Source organism: Nocardia sp. NPDC003345, from assembly GCF_053589395.1.
In genome coordinates this window covers 1-18,774 of sequence record NZ_JBSFRU010000045.1, presented here as the reverse complement: position 1 = coordinate 18,774, position 18,774 = coordinate 1, and the positions used below count along the sequence as shown (strand labels likewise).

Sequence of the window (18,774 nt, the reverse complement as noted above, 5' to 3'; positions counted from 1 at the left end):
CTGCGGAGCCTCGTCACTGTCCGATCGATCCGGAAACGGGTGTCCGCTGTCGACACTGCCACAAGTTGATCGATCGATAAAATGTTAAGGTGGACCATGACTACCATGAGGCATTTCGGCCAGTCAAGAGATCGGGAGATCTTCACGGACCGGCCCATGAACAGCGCCTCTGGGCGGTGCTGCTGAATGCCGACGAAACGTGCCGCCAAGGCCGACGACACGGGCACGCGGTTGCGACTTATGGAGGCGACCGCTCAGATCATCCGCGAGGAGGGCTACGCCGCGGCGACCTCGCGGCGGGTCGCGGCCGTGGCCGGTGTCAAATCGGCCCTGGTGTACTACTACTTCCCGACGATGGATGACCTGTTCGTCGCGGTGATGCGCGCGGGTGGGGAAAAAGCGCTGGACCGGATGCGCCACGCCCTCACTGCCGACGATCCACTGCAGGTGCTGTGGGAGATCAACACCGACCCCCGGTTCACCCAGCTGAACACCGAATTCATGGCCCTGGCCAACCATCGCAAGCCCGTCGGGGCCGAGCTGAAGGTGTTCGCCGAACGCGTCCGCGATATCGAAACCGCTGCCGTCACCGTGGTGTTGCGCTCCCGCGGGGTCGATATCGCCGAATTTCCGCCGGTGGTCGTATCGATGCTGCTCACCGGCGCGGCCCGGATCCTGTGCAATGAGGGCGCTGTCGGGATGCGGCAAGGACATGCCGAGCTGCGCGCATTCGTCGAGGACCTGATGGGCCGGTACCGCCTGGACGCCGAGACGCGCCCACCCACCGGCCTCCGCGAGTGAGGGCGTTCTTTGTTTCTCTCCTTGGTTTGATCAGTTGAATTGGATCCTGTGCGTGAATGAAAGGCCGGACGATCTGCGCACCGACCGGGAATGGGCACATCATCGGGTTGAAGCACTCGTCTTACCGTTGACAGTTCATGCCGCCGCTGTCAAAGTTTTATCGATCGATCAGTAATTGGTCGATTCTCACGATCGCGGCGCACCGTCGCGGTGATCGTTCAGCGACAGATTGAGGTGGTTCATGAGCGCGCGGGTCGAAGGCAAGGTCGCCTTCATCACGGGAGCAGCACGCGGACAAGGCCGTAGTCATGCGGTCCGGCTGGCGCAAGAGGGCGCCGACATCATCGCCATCGACGTGTGCAAACCGGTCAGTGGCAGCGACGAGATCGTCGCTTCGACACCGGAAGACCTGGCCGAGACTGCCGAGCTGGTCAAGAACCACGGTCGGCGCATCGTTACCGAACAGGTCGACGTACGTGACTACGACGCCCTGAAAGCCGCTCTCGACAACGGGGTCGAGCAATTGGGCCGCCTAGACATCGTCGTCGCGAACGCCGGTATCGGCAACGGCGGCGAAACGCTGGACAAGACCGGTGAATCCGACTGGCAGACCATGATCGATATCAACCTCTCCGGGGTCTGGAAAACGGTGAAGGCCGCCGTGCCGCATCTACTGGAAGCCGGTGGCGGATCGGTCGTCCTCACCAGCTCGGTCGGCGGTATGAAGGCCTACCCCAACACCGGCCACTACATCGCCGCCAAACACGGGGTGATCGGACTGATGCGCAGCTTCGCCGTGGAACTGGGCCAGCACTCCATCCGGGTCAACTCGGTGCTGCCGACCAACGTCAACACCCCGATGTTCATGAACGAAGGAACGATGAAACTGTTCCGGCCAGACCTCGAGAACCCCGGCCCCGACGACTTCGCTCCGGTCGCCCAGCTCATGCATGTTCTGCCAGTGGGATGGGTCGAACCGGTGGACATCAGCAACGCTGTACTGTTCCTCGCCTCCGACGAAGCGCGCTACGTCACCGGCCTGCCGCTGCCCGTTGACGCCGGAAGCCTATTGAAATAGCCATACGACAGCGAATCATCACGGATCCGGTTCAGAGCCCTTTCCAGCATCGAGGAAATGCGCAACGACCCGGCCGCGTGAGGGGGCCGGCGTCAGCTGCCGCTGCGGTCGCCGAACCGCTGTTGCGCCCACACCACCTCGGACCGTGTCCGGTGGTGATCAGGTCGGGGTGGCCAGGGCGAACGGCAGCACCGCCGGGGCGCCGGCGCGGCGCAGGGTCCAGGCGGCGACGGTGAGGGTCCAGCCGGAATCGGTGAGGGTGTCCACCAGCAGGATCGGACCGTCCGCGCCCGACAGGTCGGGAACTTCCCAGGAGTCGTAGAGGGCGGCGACCCGATGCGCGGAATTCACCGCCGATACCGGCGGGCGATCGGGCCGGGTGTGCAGGATGCCCAGGTTGCGCAGGCGCCCGATCCCGGACAGGCGTTCGGCGAGGGATGCGGTGAGCACCGGATGCGTGGCCGATTCCAAGGCGAGTACCGCGGCGGGGCGGACGGCCCAGTCCCATTCGCGCAGGACCGGAATACAGGCGTCGACCACCTCGTCCGGTACCGGGCCGTCGGGTCCGTCCAGGATCGGGCGCAGCCGCCGCCCCCACCCGAGCGCGTTGAGCCGGCCCAGGACCCGGCCGGTCTCGGCGCCTTCGGAGATCTTGCCGGACAGCGGAATACCGAGTTTCGACATACCGGTGGGCCATTGTTTACGCGGCGCGAGATCGACCCCGGGCCGATCGAGCCGGGCGCGGGTGGCTGCCACGGCCTCGGTATCCACCGCGGCGGTGCGATGCTCGCCGGTGCAGTTGTCGCAGCGGCCGCAGACGCCGGTGCCCGGCGCGGCCGCGATGAGGGCGGGGTCGTCGAGCTGGCGGCGCAGGAACTCCATCCGGCAGCCGGTGGTGCGTTCGTAGTCCAGCATCGCCTGCTGTTCGGCGGTGCGGGCGGCATCGAGCCGTTCGTAGCGTTCGGCGTCGTAGGTCCAGGGCATACCGGTGGCCAGCCAGCCGCCGCGGACCCGGCGGACGGCGCCGTCCACATCGAGCACCTTCAGCACCATCTCCAGCCGCGAGCGGTTCAGTTCCACCAGCGGCTCCAAGGCGGCCGTGGACTGCGGGCGGTCGTGATCGAGGGCCTCCAGTACCGACCGGACGATATGTTCCCGCGGGAAGGCGACGGAGGCGAAATAGGCCCAGATCCGGGTGTCCTCCGGGCCGGGCAGCAGTACGACCTCGGCACGTTCGGTGGCGCGCCCGGCGCGGCCGACCTGCTGGTAGTAGGAGATCGGGGACGACGGCGCACCCAGATGCACCACGAACCCGAGATCCGGTTTGTCGAAACCCATACCCAGCGCCGATGTCGCGATCAGGGCCTTGACCTCGTTACCGAGCAGGGCGGCCTCGAGCGCCTCGCGTTCGGCCGGATCGGTCTGGCCGGTGTAGGCGGCGACCCGGTGCCCGTGCGAGGTGAGCACATCCGCGAGATCGTGCGCGCCGGCGACGGTCAGCGCGTAGACGATCCCCGAACCCGGCAGCTCGTCGAGGGTGCCGCTGAGCCAGGTCGTGCGCTCCACCGCGTCGTCGAAGCGGACCACCGACAACCGCAGCGATTCCCGGTCCAGGCTGCCGCGCAACACCAGGGTGTCGGTGCCGATCTGCCCGGCCACATCGGTGACCACCCGGTCGTTGGCGGTGGCGGTGGTGGCCAGCACCGGGACCTCGCTGCCGAGTTCGGCGATCAGGGTGCGGATGCGCCGGTAGTCGGGGCGGAAGTCGTGACCCCAGTCGGAGACGCAATGCGCCTCGTCGATCACCACCAGTCCGGCATCGGCCGCCAGCCGGGGCAGCACCTGATCGCGGAAATCCGGATTGTTGAGCCGTTCCGGGCTCACCAGCAGCACATCCACCGTCCCGGCGGCGACCTGCTCGTGGATCTCGTCCCATTCGGTGACGTTGCCGGAGTTGATGGTCGCGGCCACCACCCCGGCCCGCTGCGCGGACGCCACCTGGTTGCGCATCAGGGCGAGCAGCGGCGAGACGATGACGGTGGGCCCGCGCCCCCGGGCGCGCAGCAGTTTCGCCGCGATGAAATACACCGCGGATTTGCCCCATCCGGTGCGCTGCACGACCAGGGCTCGGCGTTTGCCCACCACCAGCGCCTCGATCGCGGTCCACTGGTCCTCGCGCAGGCGGGCGCCGGGCCCGGCCAGCTCACGAAGCAGTGCCTCCGCGTGCTCACGTAGATCGCCGGCGACTTCGCCGGCCCCGCCCATGGTGCTGCCCGGTGCTGTCGTCATACCGCCATCCTGCCCGACACCACCGACAGCGCCGCACGGCCGGGAGCGGGCGGCTCAGCCGAGGAGTTCGTCCACATAACACCAGCGCCACGCCTCGCCGGGCTCGACACTGCGTATCACCGGATGCCCGCTGGAACCGAAATGCCCGGTCGCGTGATTGCCCGGGGAGGAATCACAGCAGGCGATATGCCCGCAGGTCAGGCACATGCGCAGATGAACCCAGGTCAGGCCCTCGGCCAGGCATTCGGCGCAGACATCCGGTTCGGTGGGCTCGCAGACCAGCGGCGCCTCCCGCAGGTGGGCGCAATCATCGGCCGGGCCCACCGGACCGGCCAGCGTCTCGGCCCGCTGATCGTCCTCGCCCTCGTCGAAGCGGTCGATCATCGACTCCTCGAGGTCGAGCCGGGCCAGCACCGACTGCAGGATCTCGTAGTCCGCGCCACCGGCGTCGCGGACCCGCAGGACGGTATCGCGTTCGGCGCGCAGCATCTCCAGCCGCAGCCGCCGGTACTCGGCGGTGGGGGTGGCGAGTTCGGATTCCGGGCGCCCGAGCCGCTCCCAGGCGGCGTTGGTCCGCCAGGTGACCCTGTCCCGCAGCGATCGCACGACCTCGGCGGGGGTGTCCGGATCGATCGCCTCGTCCAGGGCGGCCAGGCCCGCGTTGGACGCCTGCGTGAGCAGATTCGCCTTCTGCAGCGCGTCCTCGGCCCGGCTGGGCCCGCGCAACCGCAGCCGCCGCACCACCCAGGGCAGCGATGTCCCCTGCAGCAGCAGGGTGCCGCCCACCACCACCAGCGCCAGCAGTTTCAGCACCGGCAACTGCGGGGTGTTCGCGGGAAGCAGCAGAACCGCCGCGAGCGTCACCACCCCGCGCATCCCCGCCCAGGAGACCACCGCGGGGTGGGTCAGTGGTACCTCGGACCGTCCGGTCAAGCGTTCGGCCAGCGCCCACCCGAACACCCAGACCGGCCGGGCCAGCAGCACCGCCAGCAGCACCGCGATCGCGGTGACGATCAGCAGGGTGTGATCGAGCCCGCTCTCCCAGGCACCCTCGATGATCCCGCTGACCTGCAATCCGATCACCAGGAACACGGTGCTCTCCAGAATGAACTGCACCGTGCGCCAGTTGATGCGTTCGGCGGTGCGCGACGCCGCGCTCTGCCAGACCGGCGCGTTGTGCCCGAGGATCATCCCGCAGGTGACGACGGCGATCACGCCGGAGGCATGGATCTCCTCGGCGGGGAGGTAGGCCAGAAACGGTGCCAGGAACGACAGCGTCGTATCGAGCACCGGGTCGGTGATGCGCCGCCGCAGCATCGCGAGCAGATAGGCGACGGCGATTCCGACGACGGCACCGCCGCCCGCGGCGAGCAGGAAATCCCAGCCCGCGTCCCACAGCGAGACCGCGCCGGCGGACGCCGCGATGGCGGTACGCAGCGCGACCAGCGCCGTCGCGTCGTTGAACAGCGATTCGTCCTCGAGAATGGTGACGATCCGGCGCGGCATCCCGATCCGGCGCGCCACCGCCGTGGCCGCCACCGCGTCCGGCGGCGCCACCACCGCGCCCAGCGCCACCGCCACCGCGAACGGCACCGGCAGCAGCCACCACACCACCGCCGCCACGGCGAAGGTGCTGAACAGGACGAGCCCCACCGACAGCAGGGCGATACCGCCTATATTGGCCCGGAAGTCCACCAGCGAGGTTCGCAACGCCGCCGTGTACAGCAGCGGGGGCAGCAGCCCCAGCAGCACCACCTCGGGTTCGAGATGTACCTCGGGAACGAAGGGCAGATACGACGCCGCCACCCCGGCCACGGTCAGCGCCAGCGGTTCGGACACCCCGAACCGCCGGGCCAGTCCCGCGACCGCCGCGGCCGCCGCCACCAGCACCACCAGACCTATCGCCATATGCACACCGGCATTCTCGCAGGCAGGCGGACCGGCCGCGGTCCGGCGGGCGGGGGTCAGCCCTCCTGGTGACCGGTTCGCGGCACCCACCCCGCCGCCGCCAGCGCGGCATCGGAGAAGGTGGCGCCCACGGTGGTGAACCGCGCCGGTGCGACCAGCCCGAGATCCACCGCCCGATCGGCCCGGCGCTCGGCGATCCGCGAGCGCAGATCCGGCATCGGCACCCGGTCGTAGCAGGCGCACAGTTCGGCCACGGTGAGCTGGTAGATATCGCCGGGGTCGTCGATGATCCGGCGCGCGGCCAGATCCCCGCCCATGACCCGGATCATCCGGCCGAGGATCCGGTACGCGTGCAACCGGCACACGCGCAGGTCCCGGCGATACTCGGCGTATCGCATCGCCCTGGCCCGGACCCGCCGCGACAGCCGGCGGCGGAGCGCTCCCGGGCCGCCCGTCTCCTCGCCGTCCGGGGCCAGAGCGGCCTCGAAAACGGGCAGTTCCCGGGCCCCGGCCTTTTCCGGCGCGTCCGGGGCCTCGTCGCGCAGGGCGAATTCGGCGGGAGCGCCCGCGGGGTCGCCGGATCCGGCGACCACCGGCGCGGGCGGCCCGGCCGGGAACGCCCACGAAAGCCCCCGCGCGGCGGTACGCATCGCCACCACCGCGCCGGTGAGCGACATCAGGACCGCGTCGAGCACCATCGCCGCACCCCACTGCCGGGAAAGCTCCCGCTCCGCCCGCCGGAACATCGCGTAGGCGTGTTCACCGTGCAGGTATTCCATCGTCTCGTAGCGGTCCCGGAAGCGATCGAACCCGGTATGGAAATCCCGGACGACCGCCTCCATATCGGACAGCCGGCGCAGGTAGACGGCCGTGGTCCGGGCTCGGGCCACCACGGCGCGCAGCGGGGAACCGAAGGTGAAGGGCCGCAGCGGTTCCGCGATATCGTCGGCCAGCGGCCCGGCCGGAGCCGAGGCGCCCAGGCCCCGCCGGCTCAATGCGTAGACGGGCCCGATGGCGGCGATCCGATACCAGTGCAGCAGGTTGTGATACACCCGGCCGTGAAAACTGCCCAGCAGATAGGGGGTCCAGGTCGCCATCTGCCGCACCTGTGGTTCCGGGACCCGCAGCGACCGGGCGTACTCCCGGCAGGCCCGGTCGAGGATCCCGGCGACGAGAGTGAAGGTCAGCGGTGAGGTCATTCCCCGCACACCCTCCGCGATACCGGAGTCGTCCCAGATCCGCGGCTCGCCCGCCGGCACCGGTTCGCCCGCGCCGCGAATCACGGCCGCCCCGCGACCGTCACCGTGGACCACACGGTATCCGGGCCGGGCGCTGCGGCCTGCGCATACAGCCTTCGGAGTACTCGCACGAACCGACCTCCAACCCCTTCCGTCACAACAGCACTGTTGCCGGTGCGCACGAGTAAACCCGAGAAACCGCCTGTCCACCGCGTATTCGGCCGTAGTGTCAGTGCGTCGGGTACTCGTACCGGCCGCTGCCCGAGGTCAGCGGACCGTGAAACAACCGATAGTCTGTTGTGGCCCGCGCAGGTTTCGGTGAGGATGTGATTCCGCGTGAGTTGGAGCCTGACCCCCGACGAGTTCGCGCACGTGTGGCGCCAAGCCGACCTGGACCGGCTCCCCTATCCGCTGCGGGTCCTGGAATCACCGCGCACCGAACGCGACGCCGAGGTCCTGCGCGCCGAACTCGCCCGGCGCCTGCCTCCCGACCCGGATCTCGACACCTGTCTGCGCATCCTCGCCGAACCGCAGACCCGGGTGATCGCCGTCGGCGCCACCGCCGAACCCGGCCGCGAGCTCCGCGCCCTGGGCTGTGTGGTCTCCGACCGGGCGGTCCTCGCGGTGCAGGCGCCGGGCCGCACTCCAGAGTTCGGCGGACCGGTCCGGCTGGCGATCGGGCACCGCGCCAAACTGGGCGCCCGTCTCGCCGCGCTGCTGCCGAGCACTCCGGCCGGGCGCCATCCGGCCCGTACCGCCTCGACCGCCGCGGTGCGGGATACCGAAACCGTGGTCCAGCAGGAGCGCGCGGCGCCACTGATCCGGAAGCTGCTGTGCGCGCCGCATTCCGCCGAGGGTCATATCCGGATCGAATCGCATCTGGATCGGCCCGCCACCACACCCGCGATCCACTACACCTGGCTCGATGTGGAGAACGACGGACGCTATCTGCTGCGCACCGATGAAGCGGTGCATATCGTCGCCGCCTCGACCGAACAGCTCGCCGCGCATCTGCAGAAGCGTATTCCGGGCTGATCGCCCGGTCGCCCCGACCGGCTGCCACGGCCCGGTGTTGCGGTTACGCTGAGCGGGACCGACGGAGGGGTACGCCAGTCATGAAGATCGAAGACAGTCGAGCCGAGATCGTCCGGTTCCGCCAGGCAGCCCACGCGGGAACCGTCAAGTTCGATCCGGATGCGGCCCGCCGGTGCGCGGAGTTCTACGACCGGCAGGCAGAACGCCTGATCTTTCTACGGCAACGGCTGGAGGACGCCGCCGAGCCACACGGTTTCGGCGGTCTGATCTCCGCCCACCAGCTCGCGGCCGGCTTCGGGCACAAGGCACGCGACGCGGCCGCCCTGCTCGATCACTACATCGAGGCCGCCTACCGGATGAAGGAAGCGTTCCTGGTCAGTGGCGGTCTGTACGAGGAGGCCGACGCAGCGGGCGCCGCCGCGGTACGGGCCGTGGAAGCGAGGTTCGTGCCATGACGCGATACCTCCGCCGACCGCGAGTAACCCGGAGAAAGCAGGCATCATGACGGGTACGGATCCCGATTACATCAGCGCCATGGAGCATTTCGAGGCCATGCGCCACGAGGACATCCACGCCGCGACCCAGCAGATCGATGCCGGTGAGATCCTGCGCCTGTCCGGGACCTGGGTGCACGCCGCCACCACGCTGCAGACGTCCTTCCCGCTCACCCGCGCGGGTACCGACCGGGTGATGAACGCGATGGAATGGGACGGCGAGGCGGCCGACGCCGCCTTCGCCAGCACCCGCAGCTTCGCCGAATCGGTCGACGAACTCGCCGCGATACTGGGTCAGGTGGGGGTGCGGCTCGGCGCGGTGGCCGCGGCCGCCGAAGCGGTGAAGATCGCGGTGGTTCCGCCCGGCGGCTCGGGTCCGGTGGGGGCACTGGCCCGGATGCTGGAGGCGGCCAAGGTGATCGACGCGCAGCTGGTGCAGGAGGTATTGCGCCAGGAGGCGATTCTCACCATGAACATGGTCTACAAGCCCGCGTACACGGTCGCGGGTACCGGCGTTCCCGCGCTGCCCGAGCCGCCCGCCGCCCCCGGGCCGCTTCCCCCGCTGGCCCCGCCGACCCGGCAGCAGGTGGCTCCGTCGCCCGATACCGGCTCACCGGCCGGGACAACCGATCCGGACTCCGCCGGGACCGGAAACGGTGCCGGTGAATCAGGTTCACCGAACGGGACGGCGCCGCATCCGTCCGGCCCGGGCGGTTCTCCCGACTCCCCGGCGCCCGGGGACGACGCCCCGGAACCGCAGGCGCCGCCGCGAAGCGAAAACCCTGCTCCCGAGGAAAATCCGGCCCCTTCGGACGGCCCGGAGCCACCTGAGAGCCCCGAGACTCCCGGCGGCCCGCCACCCTCCGAAAACCCGGCACCTTCCGAAAACCCGGGACCATCCGGGGAAAACCCTGAGGGTTCCGCCCCGGGCGCACCCGCACCGCCGTCCGTGGAGCCGCCCGCTCCACCATCCTCGGAACCACCCGCTCCGGCGGCCCCGGCGCCACCTCCCGCCGCCGAACAGCCACCCGCACCCGCCGAACCCCCGGCGGCTCCGGCACCGGCTCCGGAGGAACCACCGGCCGCCCCACCGGGACCCCATGCCCCCGCGCCCGTACCGCCGAGCCGGAATCCGACCGGGGTCCCGCTCTCCGACCCCGCCGGCCAGCCGGGTATCACCGGCCCCGTTCCCGGGCAGCGCGCACCCGACCAGCCGGGAGTCATACCCCCGAAATCCTGACGCCGACGCGGGGCTGTCTCAGGACAGCGCGGGGTAATCCTGCACCCAGTGGAACCGGGGTCCGTTCAACCGGAACTCGCCCGGATCCACGGCACGCATTTCGACGACCGCCGTCCGGCCGTCGAGTTCACCGTCGAAGCGCAACTTCTGTTCCTCCGGGCCGGTGTAGGTGAAAACCGCGGGCGGCGCGTCCGGGCCCGATATGTGCACGGTGACAGTGCGTGCCGCCGGGTCCACGGTCGCCGGGACGGTCACCAGGCGCCCGTCCATGGACTGCAGCGTGATCGCGCCCGGCGTCTCCACCACGACCCGGCGCCACCGGGTCTCATCGGTGAGCAGGGGCGCGACCGGCTGCCCGCCGACCCGGAACCCGGTGACCTCCCATATCCCGTAGAGCGGTGGTTCCGGTACGCCGCCGCCGAATTCATCCCAGCTCGACCAGCCGATCTGCACGATGCCGGCCACCAGCCACACCCCGAGCACCGCCTGCGCGATACCGGCGTACCGGTTGGCCCGGCGGCCGCTGAACAGTGGCGGCTGGACGGCGGGTTCGGCGGGCCGCGCCAGCACGAAGAAATCCAGGAGCCGGCGCAGCTGCGGTGCGAGCAGGATCAGCGAGAAGACCATCAGGTGGAACGAGAGGATCTTCACCGGGACGTCGAAGGTCATATTCAGGACGAACACCTGCGCCATGCTCACCAGGCTCAACAGCGCGCCGAGGGTCGCTGTGCGCGGTACGAGCAGTAGCAGGCCGCCGAGGAGTTCCGCTGTTCCCAGCAGGATCTCGTACACCGGTGAACTTCCCACCTGCAGCCACAGCACCGCCATCGGGGTCATCTCCCCGAACGGCTGGAGCAGCGCCGACAACGGGGGCGGCGGCATCTGGGTCGGGATGGCCTTGGCGATCCCGTAGAACAGCATCTGCCCGGCCAGCGCCCATCGCAGACCGGTGAGGAACCAGGCCGACAGCCGCGGATAGGCGGCCCGGCGGCGGTCCAGTACCGACCAGATCGCCGCGACTACCGCGGACACCACCAGCAGGCAGAACATCAGTACCCAGATCGCGGCCTGATCACCGCTGCCGGAATCCGACCGGAACACCGTCTCCGCGCCGAATACGTTCCGGCCCACCCATTCGAGCAGCGGAGCCAGTCGCAGCAGCGGCCAGATCGGCGCCTCGTCCGGAAGCAGGTCGTAGACCACACCGGCGAAGGCGAAGAGGATCTGCCCGATCAGGACGCAGAACAGCGCACAGTAGACCACGGCGAACCGCAGCGCCACCCGCAGCGGCCACGGCCAGCGGGCCCGGGTGCTGCCGCCGCGGTGCCCTGGCCGGATCTGTTCACCGGGAACCTCCGGGACCGTCCTGTCCCCCGGCTCCCGGGCGTCTCCGGAGAACCCCGCGTCCCCGGAAATCCGTGTATTCACCCCGGCCACACCGCACCTCGCTGTTCCCGGGCGCACCCGATAACCCGCGTCCCCGCCGGGACCCCACCGAACGAACCTAGGGGATGGCGCACCCCGGTTACCTCCAGGAGAACCCCGATTTCCGTGTCCTCCGTCCGAACGACGACACCGTCCGCCCGTGCCGCGGCGGGCCCGGCTTCTCCTATCGTGGGCGGAGTGGCGGAAAGCTCTCGAGACCTCGTCTCCGAATACACGCCTGTCCTGCGCATCACCAGCGAGGTATTGGGCCCGAAACTCACTGCGCTCTACCTCTACGGCTCCGCGGTGACCGGTGGACTGCGCCCCGACAGCGACCTCGATTTCCTGGCGGTGACCGGCGACGAGCTCGAACCCGGCGAACGAGAATCGCTGGCGGCCCGGCTGCCGGCTGTTTCGGGACGCTGGCCGCGCACGGGTGCGGCCCGCCCGGTGGAGCTCACCGTCCTGGCCGATCCCGCGCTGTTCGCCCCGCGCTTTCCCCTACGCGCCGAATTCGTCTACGGCGAATGGCTGCGCGATGATTTCGAACGCGGGGATCCGGGGCGACCCGTACCCGACCCCGACCTCACGATCCTGATCGCGATGGCGCGGAAAGCTTCGCGGACGCTGTACGGGCCGCCCGCGCAGCGCGTATTCGCACCGGTTCCGCGCGGCGATATCGCGCGCGCCATCGTGGCGAGCCTGCCCGCACTACTGGGCGCGGCGACCGGCGACGAACGCAATACCGTGCTCACCCTGGCCCGGATGTGGGTGACGGCCGAATCGGGCGCGCTGGTCTCCAAGGCCGACGCCGCGGCATCGCTCGCCGGCCGGGTGCCCGCCGATCACGCCGCGACCCTCCGGTACGCCCGGGCGGGATACCTCGGGGTAGCGGCCGACGACTGGACCGGACGCAGCGAGGAAGTGGCGGCCTTCGCCCGCTACGCCGCGGACCGGATCAGGTCGTCATGCGCCGGTTCCGCACCCGCGTAGCGCCATCGCAGGCCCTGTTCACCAAGCGATCGGACCCGCCGCGCCGACGAACGCGCCCGCGACGGTGGCGTCCGCGGATTCCGCCGCCGCCAGGATGTCGCGCGCCGCTTCCGCCGGGCTCGTCGGCGCGTCGGCGGCGGCCGGAGCGAGTTCGGTGGCGACGAAACCCGGGCAGACCGAGGTCACCCGCACGCCGGTCCCGGCCAGCTGTTTGGCCAGACCCACCGTCAGGCTGTTGAGGGCCGCCTTCGACGCCTGATATCCCGGCACGACCATCGGGTAGTACGCCGATCCGGGATTGCGCTGCTCGGTGAGCGAACCCATCTCTGTGGAGATATTGACGATATGGCCCGCCGGGGCCCGCAGTACCAGCGGCAGCAGGGCCTCGATCACATTGACCGGGCCGAAGGTGTTGGTCATCAGGGTGTCGGTGAACGCGCCGAGATGCGCGAAGTTCACCGTCCCCGATGCCGTCGCCTCCGGCAGGATCCCGGCATTGTTCACCAGCACATCGAGGTGGTCGTGGCGGCGTGCGACCGATTCGGCCAGGCATCGCGCGCTGTCGATCGAGCACACGTCCAGTGGTTCGCCCTCCACCGCGAACCCCTCCGCGCGCATCTCCCGGACCACGCCGTCCACGGCCTCCGGGCGCCGCCCGGTCACGATGACCCGGTATCCCTTGCGGGCGAAGGCCGTGGCAGTGGCTCGCCCGATCCCCCGGGTGGCCCCCGTGATCAGCACCGTGTTCTCCGACATCTCGTTCCTTCCGTGGTTCCCAGTGGTACGACGACGCGATCGCGCTGTCGTACAACGAGCATCGGTGACCACACCCTGGGCACGCTGGCAGAAAACCGCCCTCGCGTTCCGGGCCGGGTGGTAGAGGACGGGCTCCGCGACCGGTGGTGGTGACGCAGACGGGTCAGCGGGTCCGCGCGACGCGGAGTTGCCCTCGGATTGCCGATATCATCGCAGGCGCCCGATGTATTCCTGAAGTACAGGTAGTACCGATGACGCGCCAGCCGCACACTGTTGTCCCCGATCCGCCGCAGGCCGAGGAACGCCCGGGCGAGGTGACCGATCCGCGGCCGGGGAATTCACGCGACTATTTCCCACCGCCGCGGGAGTTGCGCGGCAACCTCAACGGCTGGACCTATCCGGCCGTCTTCCTGGTCGCCGTCCTCGCCACCTTCCTGCTGGCACAGGCCGTGCTGTCGCTGGGATCCGGGGAACCCCTGCGGATCGCGGTGAACCTCGCGACCGCCGCCTGGGTGGCCTCCTACCTGCCGATGCTGTCGGCGACCTCGCGGGGCCGGTCGCGGATCCGGATCGAGGGCGCGCGCTACGCCACCGACCAGGGCGCACTGGTGGTTCGCCGTTCCCTCGGATACGAGGTCGCGCTGGTGGTCTGCTTCCTCGCGCTCGCGACGCTGTGCGCCATCTTCGGCATCGGCACCTGGACCGGGACCCTCACGCTGCCGTTGCATCCGCCGATCCCCCCGTGGCTCGCGATCACCGCGGCCGCGCTGCTTTCGGCCTACCTGCTCCTGTACGCGCGGCGTCCGGAGATCCGGCGGCTGGTGCTGACGCCGATGCATATCGTGCTGCCCACGAAAACCTCCTTCGGCAACCGGGTGAGCTGGACCGCGATCGAATCGATCACGGTGGTGTCGCGTAACAACTCCAAGGGCACCATCCGGATCGGGTCGCCGGGCCGCCGGCCCGGACGCGCGCGCACGAAACGTATCCACGCGGAGAAACTGTCCATCGGCTCGTCGGCCACGTATTGGCTGATCCGCTACTACCACGAGCATCCCGACGCCCGGGCCGAACTGTCCGACGAACGCGCCGTCGAGCGGCTACGCGGCTACGCGCTGGTCGATCCCGAACCCGGTGCCGCCTATCCCGTTTCCGTGACCGGTTCTCCCATCGCCGGCCACCGTTAGGCTTCCGGCATGGTGCGGGTGCGGCGTATGCACGAATGGGCGGTCGGTGAGCAGGAGGCCGTCGCGATCCAGGAGCGGCTCCGCGACCGGGTCCGGATCACCGATGCGCACGGCCCGATCCGCCGGGTGGCCGGCCTGGACGTGGCCTACCGCGACCCCGATATCGCGGTCGGTGTGGTGACGGTCCTGGACTCGGACACGCTCGAGACGGTCGACAGCGCCGTGGTCCGGGAACGTATCGAATTCCCCTACATATCAGGTCTTTTCGCCTTCCGGGAGGTACCCGCGCTGACCCGGGCGCTGGAGACGCTGACCGTCGAACCCGATGTCCTGGTCTGCGACGGCCACGGCCTGGCCCATCCGCGCCGGTTCGGGCTGGCCGCCCATCTCGGCGTGCTCACCGACCTGCCGAGTATCGGGGTCGCCAAGAATTTCCACGGCCCGCATACCGAGCCGGGCCCGGACCGGGGCGACCGGACTCCCCTACTCGACGGCGACGAACTCGTGGGCCGGGCGTTGCGCACCCAGCCGGGAGTGAAACCGGTATTCGTCTCGGTCGGGCACCGCTTCACCCTGGACAGCGCGTGCGATCTGGTGTTGCGGCTGGCCCCGCGCTACCGGTTGCCGGAAACCACCCGCACCGCGGATCATCTCGGCCGCCTGGCCTGATACGCGGTCCCTCCGGCGTCACACCCGGACGAGATCGTCCGCGTGGATCACCGGTCGCTGCATACCATCCGGCAGTTCCCGGGTGGACCGGCCCAGCATCGTGGCGAGTTCGGCGGCATCGTATTCCACCACGCCCCGGGCCACCACGACCCGATCCGGGCCGATCAGATCCACCACGTCACCGCCGTGGAAGCGTCCACGCACCCCCACGATGCCGGCCGCGAGCAGCGAACGACGGGCCCCCGCCACCGCGGAGACCGCCCCCGCGTCGATGAGGATGGCACCGCGGCTGTCGGCCGCGTGGCGCACCCAGAACCTACGCGCCGAGAGCCGCACCGGGCGGGCGGCGAAAGCCGTTCCCACCGCGCCGGATTCGAGTGCGGTCCCGGCCTCCGCGGCGGCCGCCAGCAGTACCGGCACACCCGCGTCCGCGGCGAGCCGGGCCGCCGACAGTTTCGAGGCCATACCGCCCGTTCCGAGTACCCCGCCGCTTCCGGCGATCACACCGTCGAGGTCCGCGCTACTGCGGACCTCGGCGATGAAGTTGGCGTCGCCCTTGCGCGGGTCACCGTCGTAGAGCCCGGCCACATCCGAGAGCAGGAACAGCGCGTCGGCGCCCACCAGATGCGCGACCAGCGCGGCGAGCCGGTCGTTGTCGCCGAACCTGATCTCCTCGGTCGCCACGGTGTCGTTCTCGTTCACCACCGCCACCGCGCCCAGTGAACGCAACCGGTCCAGGGTGCGCTGGGCGTTGCGGTGATGCTCGCGCCGGGCGAAATCGTCGGCGCTGAGCAGAACCTGGCCGACCGTGCGGTCGTAGCGGCCGAACGAGGTCCCCCAGGCGTGGGCGAGAGCGAGCTGGCCGACGCTGGCCGCGGCCTGTTTGGTCGCCAGATCGCGTGGGCGGCGGGTGAGGCGCAACGGCGCCAGCCCGGCTCCGATCGCGCCGGAGGACACCACCACCACATCGGATCCGGCGCGCATCCGGGCCTCGATGGCGTCCGCGAGGCGGTCCAGCCGTGCGATATCGAGACCACCGTGCAGGCTGGTGAGCGCGGACGAACCGATCTTCACCACGACCCGCCGGGCCCCGGCGATGGCCTGCCGGGCGGCGCTCGGTGCGAGCGGAGCGTGGGTCACGGCCGTGCTCCCGCTCCGCGGTTACCCAGGTTCACCTGCCTACTCTCCGTCCTCGTCGTCCACCAGGCCACGCCGCACCCGCGAGGCGTGCTTACGTTCGGCCGCGCTCACGCGGTCGGTCTGTTCCAGCCGGATATCGGTGCCGCGCCCGGTGGGCACGATATCCGCGCCCGCGGTGATCTGCGGCTCCCATTCGAAGGTCACCGGGCCGATGGTCACCGGGGCGCCCGGTTGCGCGCCCAGGCGCACCAGCTCGTCCTCGACGCCCAGGCGCGCCAGCCGGTCGGCGAGATAGCCGACCGCTTCGTCGTTGTCGAACTGGGTCTGACGGACCCAGCGCTCGGGCCGGGTACCGCGTACCACGAACCCGCCCGGTTCCTCCGGATCGGCCGCCACCGTGAAGCCCGATTCGTCCACCGCGATGGGCCGGATCACCGGCCGCTTCGGCGCGGCCTTCGGGTGCTCGTCGCGATACTGCTGCACCAGCTCGGCCAAGGCGAAGGTCAGGGGGCGCAGTCCGGCGTGGGCGACCGCCGAGATCAGGAACACCGGCCAGCCCCGCTTCTCCAGATCGGGGGTCACCAGTTCGGCGAGATCCTCGGCGTCGGGCACATCGGCCTTGTTCAGGATCACCACGCGCGGCCGGCCGGCCAGATCGCCCAGACTCGCGTCACCGCTGAGCGCCGGTTTGTAGGCGGCGAGTTCGGCCTCGAGCGCGTCGATATCGGACAGCGGATCGCGGCCGGGTTCGAGGGTGGCCAGATCGACCACATGCGCCAGCACCGCGCAGCGTTCCAGATGCCGCAGGAAGTCCAGGCCCAGACCGCGCCCTTCGCTGGCGCCGGGGATCAGCCCGGGCACATCGGCGACCGTGAAAGTGGTCTCCCCGGCATGCACCACGCCGAGATTGGGCACCAGCGTGGTGAACGGGTAGTCGGCGATCTTCGGTTTCGCCGCGGAGAGCACCGAGACCAGCGACGATTTACCGGCCGAGGGGAAACCCACCAGGCCCACATCGGCCACCGATTTGAGTTCGAGCACCACATCGCGGGTCTCGCCCTCCTCGCCGAGCAGCGCGAAACCCGGCGCCTTCCGGGCACGCGACACCAGGGCGGCATTGCCCAGCCCGCCGCGACCGCCCTTGGCCACCACGAAACGGTTGCCGACCCCGACCAGGTCCATCAGGACCTCGCCGTCGGAATCGAGCACCACGGTGCCGTCGGGCACCTTCAACAGCAGTTCGGAACCGCGTTTGCCGTCCCGGTTCCCGCCTTCACCGGGTTTGCCGTTACCGGCCTTGGCGTGCGGATGGAAGTGGAAGTCCAGCAGAGTGTGCACATTGGCATCGACCTCGAGGATCACATCCCCGCCGTTACCGCCGTTACCGCCGTCGGGCCCGCCGAGAGGTTTGAACTTCTCCCGGTGCACCGACGCACAGCCGTGCCCGCCGTTCCCGGCGCGCACATGAAGAACGACACGGTCGATGAACTTGGCCATGGCCGGATCATCCTCTCTGGGGGTTGGTGGGGCGGGAAGGACACGGAGGTGAGCGAACGCGCGAACAGTGCCCTGGAATGCGAAAAGCGGGCCGAGGGTGTATCACCCTGACCCGCTCGCTGTGGTGGAGTCGTCAGCCGGTCAGGCTTCGACCGGCTCCGGGACCACGATGTTGACGGTCTTGCGACCACGCTTGGTGCCGAACGCGACAGCACCGGCCTCCAGCGCGAACAGAGTGTCGTCCCCGCCACGGCCGACGTTGACGCCGGGGTGGAAGTGGGTGCCGCGCTGGCGCACGAGGATCTCGCCGGCCTGGACGGTCTGCCCGCCGAAGCGCTTCACGCCGAGCCGCTTGGCATTGGAATCGCGGCCGTTCCGGGAGCTGGATGCGCCCTTCTTATGTGCCATTGCTGATACTCCTTCAGCGCGGGCCGTGAAGCCCTGCGGGGTGGTTACTTGATGCCGGTGACCTTCAGGACCGTCAGCGGCTGACGGTGACCCTGGCGCTTGTGGTATCCGGTCTTGTTCTTGAACTTGTGGATGCGGATCTTCGGGCCCTTGGTCTGCTCGACCACCTCGGCCGACACCGAAACCTTCGCGAGCTTGTCGGTCGCGGTGGTCAGCTCGGCGCCATCGACGACGAGCACCGGCGACAGTGCCACGGAGGTGCCCGGCGCACCCTCGATCTTCTCGACCTTCACCAGGTCACCGACCGCGACCTTGTACTGCTTTCCGCCGGTCTTGACGATCGCGTACGTTGCCATCGGTCGGCTACCCTTCTTCCTCTTAGTGCTAGGCACTCGTCTCATGCGGGACCATCCTCGGTTCGCACCGGGATACACCGCACGACTGGTCTGATATCACCGCCGCCTCAGCACCTGGTGGCTCTCGGTATCGGGAACCGGCCACGGAACAGCACAACCGCTGTCGCCGGGCAGCGACTGGCCAAGATTACCCGATGCCTGTTCCCCCGGCCAAACCGGTCCCCTCGCGCGGCCGGCAGTTCCGGGCCCGCGCCCGGCCC

Annotated in this window: 17 protein-coding genes; 8 read left to right on the top strand and 9 right to left on the bottom strand. The window is 69.7% G+C overall.

Annotation, left to right across the window (positions count from 1 at the left end; translation table 11 throughout):
* Positions 1-186 precede the first annotated feature (186 nt).
* Both ACWDU1_RS08280 and ACWDU1_RS08275 read left to right on the top strand, forming a co-directional pair.
* Positions 187-801, top strand: a complete 615-nt coding sequence (locus tag ACWDU1_RS08280) for a TetR/AcrR family transcriptional regulator (protein ID WP_449996711.1) — start codon at positions 187-189, stop codon at positions 799-801.
* 241 nt (positions 802-1,042) lie between these two features.
* The gene (locus ACWDU1_RS08275) at positions 1,043-1,879 is read left to right on the top strand and encodes a mycofactocin-coupled SDR family oxidoreductase (RefSeq protein ID WP_449996709.1); all 837 of its coding nucleotides are present in this window, start codon (positions 1,043-1,045) and stop codon (positions 1,877-1,879) included.
* A gap of 159 nt (positions 1,880-2,038) precedes the next feature.
* Here the strand turns inward: ACWDU1_RS08275 and ACWDU1_RS08270 are convergent, their stop codons facing one another.
* From ACWDU1_RS08270 to ACWDU1_RS08260, 3 genes are all read right to left on the bottom strand, one after another.
* A complete protein-coding gene (locus tag ACWDU1_RS08270) occupies positions 2,039-4,144 on the bottom strand; it encodes a RecQ family ATP-dependent DNA helicase (protein WP_449996733.1) in 2,106 nt (701 codons plus the stop codon).
* Between the two features lie 78 nt (positions 4,145-4,222).
* The gene (locus ACWDU1_RS08265; RefSeq protein ID WP_449996732.1) at positions 4,223-6,076 is read right to left on the bottom strand and encodes a Na+/H+ antiporter; all 1,854 of its coding nucleotides are present in this window, start codon (positions 6,074-6,076) and stop codon (positions 4,223-4,225) included.
* A gap of 56 nt (positions 6,077-6,132) precedes the next feature.
* Complete coding sequence (locus ACWDU1_RS08260; protein WP_449996708.1) at positions 6,133-7,389, bottom strand: hypothetical protein; 1,257 nt, start codon at positions 7,387-7,389, stop codon at positions 6,133-6,135.
* Between the two features lie 261 nt (positions 7,390-7,650).
* On the opposite strand from ACWDU1_RS08260, the gene ACWDU1_RS08255 reads away from it, so the two are divergent.
* From ACWDU1_RS08255 to ACWDU1_RS08245, 3 genes are all read left to right on the top strand, one after another.
* Positions 7,651-8,349 carry an ESX secretion-associated protein EspG gene (locus ACWDU1_RS08255; protein ID WP_449996706.1) on the top strand — a complete coding sequence of 233 codons (699 nt, stop codon included), beginning with the start codon at positions 7,651-7,653 and terminating at the stop codon, positions 8,347-8,349.
* Between the two features lie 80 nt (positions 8,350-8,429).
* Entirely contained in the window at positions 8,430-8,804 is a 375-nt protein-coding gene (locus ACWDU1_RS08250; RefSeq protein WP_449996704.1) for a hypothetical protein, read from the top strand.
* Between the two features lie 46 nt (positions 8,805-8,850).
* Positions 8,851-10,083: a hypothetical protein gene (locus tag ACWDU1_RS08245; RefSeq protein WP_449996702.1), complete on the top strand. Its 1,233-nt coding sequence runs from the start codon at positions 8,851-8,853 to the stop codon at positions 10,081-10,083.
* 18 nt (positions 10,084-10,101) lie between these two features.
* Here the strand turns inward: ACWDU1_RS08245 and ACWDU1_RS08240 are convergent, their stop codons facing one another.
* The gene (locus ACWDU1_RS08240) at positions 10,102-11,511 is read right to left on the bottom strand and encodes a DoxX family protein (RefSeq protein ID WP_449996700.1); all 1,410 of its coding nucleotides are present in this window, start codon (positions 11,509-11,511) and stop codon (positions 10,102-10,104) included.
* 195 nt (positions 11,512-11,706) lie between these two features.
* On the opposite strand from ACWDU1_RS08240, the gene ACWDU1_RS08235 reads away from it, so the two are divergent.
* Positions 11,707-12,501, top strand: coding sequence for an aminoglycoside adenylyltransferase family protein (locus ACWDU1_RS08235; RefSeq protein WP_449996698.1), 795 nt, complete (start codon positions 11,707-11,709; stop codon positions 12,499-12,501).
* Between the two features lie 18 nt (positions 12,502-12,519).
* Here the strand turns inward: ACWDU1_RS08235 and ACWDU1_RS08230 are convergent, their stop codons facing one another.
* On the bottom strand, positions 12,520-13,257 hold the full coding sequence (locus ACWDU1_RS08230) for an SDR family NAD(P)-dependent oxidoreductase (protein WP_449996696.1): 738 nt from the start codon (positions 13,255-13,257) through the stop codon (positions 12,520-12,522).
* Between the two features lie 251 nt (positions 13,258-13,508).
* On the opposite strand from ACWDU1_RS08230, the gene ACWDU1_RS08225 reads away from it, so the two are divergent.
* Positions 13,509-14,444 carry a hypothetical protein gene (locus ACWDU1_RS08225; RefSeq protein ID WP_449996694.1) on the top strand — a complete coding sequence of 312 codons (936 nt, stop codon included), beginning with the start codon at positions 13,509-13,511 and terminating at the stop codon, positions 14,442-14,444.
* A 9-nt stretch (positions 14,445-14,453) separates the two neighbouring features.
* Positions 14,454-15,113 carry an endonuclease V gene (locus ACWDU1_RS08220; RefSeq protein ID WP_449996692.1) on the top strand — a complete coding sequence of 220 codons (660 nt, stop codon included), beginning with the start codon at positions 14,454-14,456 and terminating at the stop codon, positions 15,111-15,113.
* Between the two features lie 18 nt (positions 15,114-15,131).
* Here ACWDU1_RS08220 and proB read toward each other — a convergent pair whose 3' ends face one another.
* The 4 genes from proB to rplU all read right to left on the bottom strand — a co-directional run bounded on the left by proB (position 15,132) and on the right by rplU (position 18,514).
* Positions 15,132-16,253 (bottom strand): glutamate 5-kinase, encoded by a 1,122-nt coding sequence (proB, locus tag ACWDU1_RS08215; protein WP_449996690.1) that lies wholly within the window; start codon positions 16,251-16,253, stop codon positions 15,132-15,134.
* A gap of 39 nt (positions 16,254-16,292) precedes the next feature.
* Complete coding sequence (gene obgE, locus ACWDU1_RS08210) at positions 16,293-17,750, bottom strand: GTPase ObgE (protein WP_449996688.1); 1,458 nt, start codon at positions 17,748-17,750, stop codon at positions 16,293-16,295.
* Positions 17,751-17,891: 141 nt separating this feature from the next.
* The gene (gene rpmA / locus ACWDU1_RS08205) at positions 17,892-18,158 is read right to left on the bottom strand and encodes a 50S ribosomal protein L27 (RefSeq protein ID WP_449996686.1); all 267 of its coding nucleotides are present in this window, start codon (positions 18,156-18,158) and stop codon (positions 17,892-17,894) included.
* 44 nt (positions 18,159-18,202) lie between these two features.
* The gene (rplU, locus tag ACWDU1_RS08200) at positions 18,203-18,514 is read right to left on the bottom strand and encodes a 50S ribosomal protein L21 (RefSeq protein WP_449996684.1); all 312 of its coding nucleotides are present in this window, start codon (positions 18,512-18,514) and stop codon (positions 18,203-18,205) included.
* Positions 18,515-18,774 lie beyond the last annotated feature (260 nt).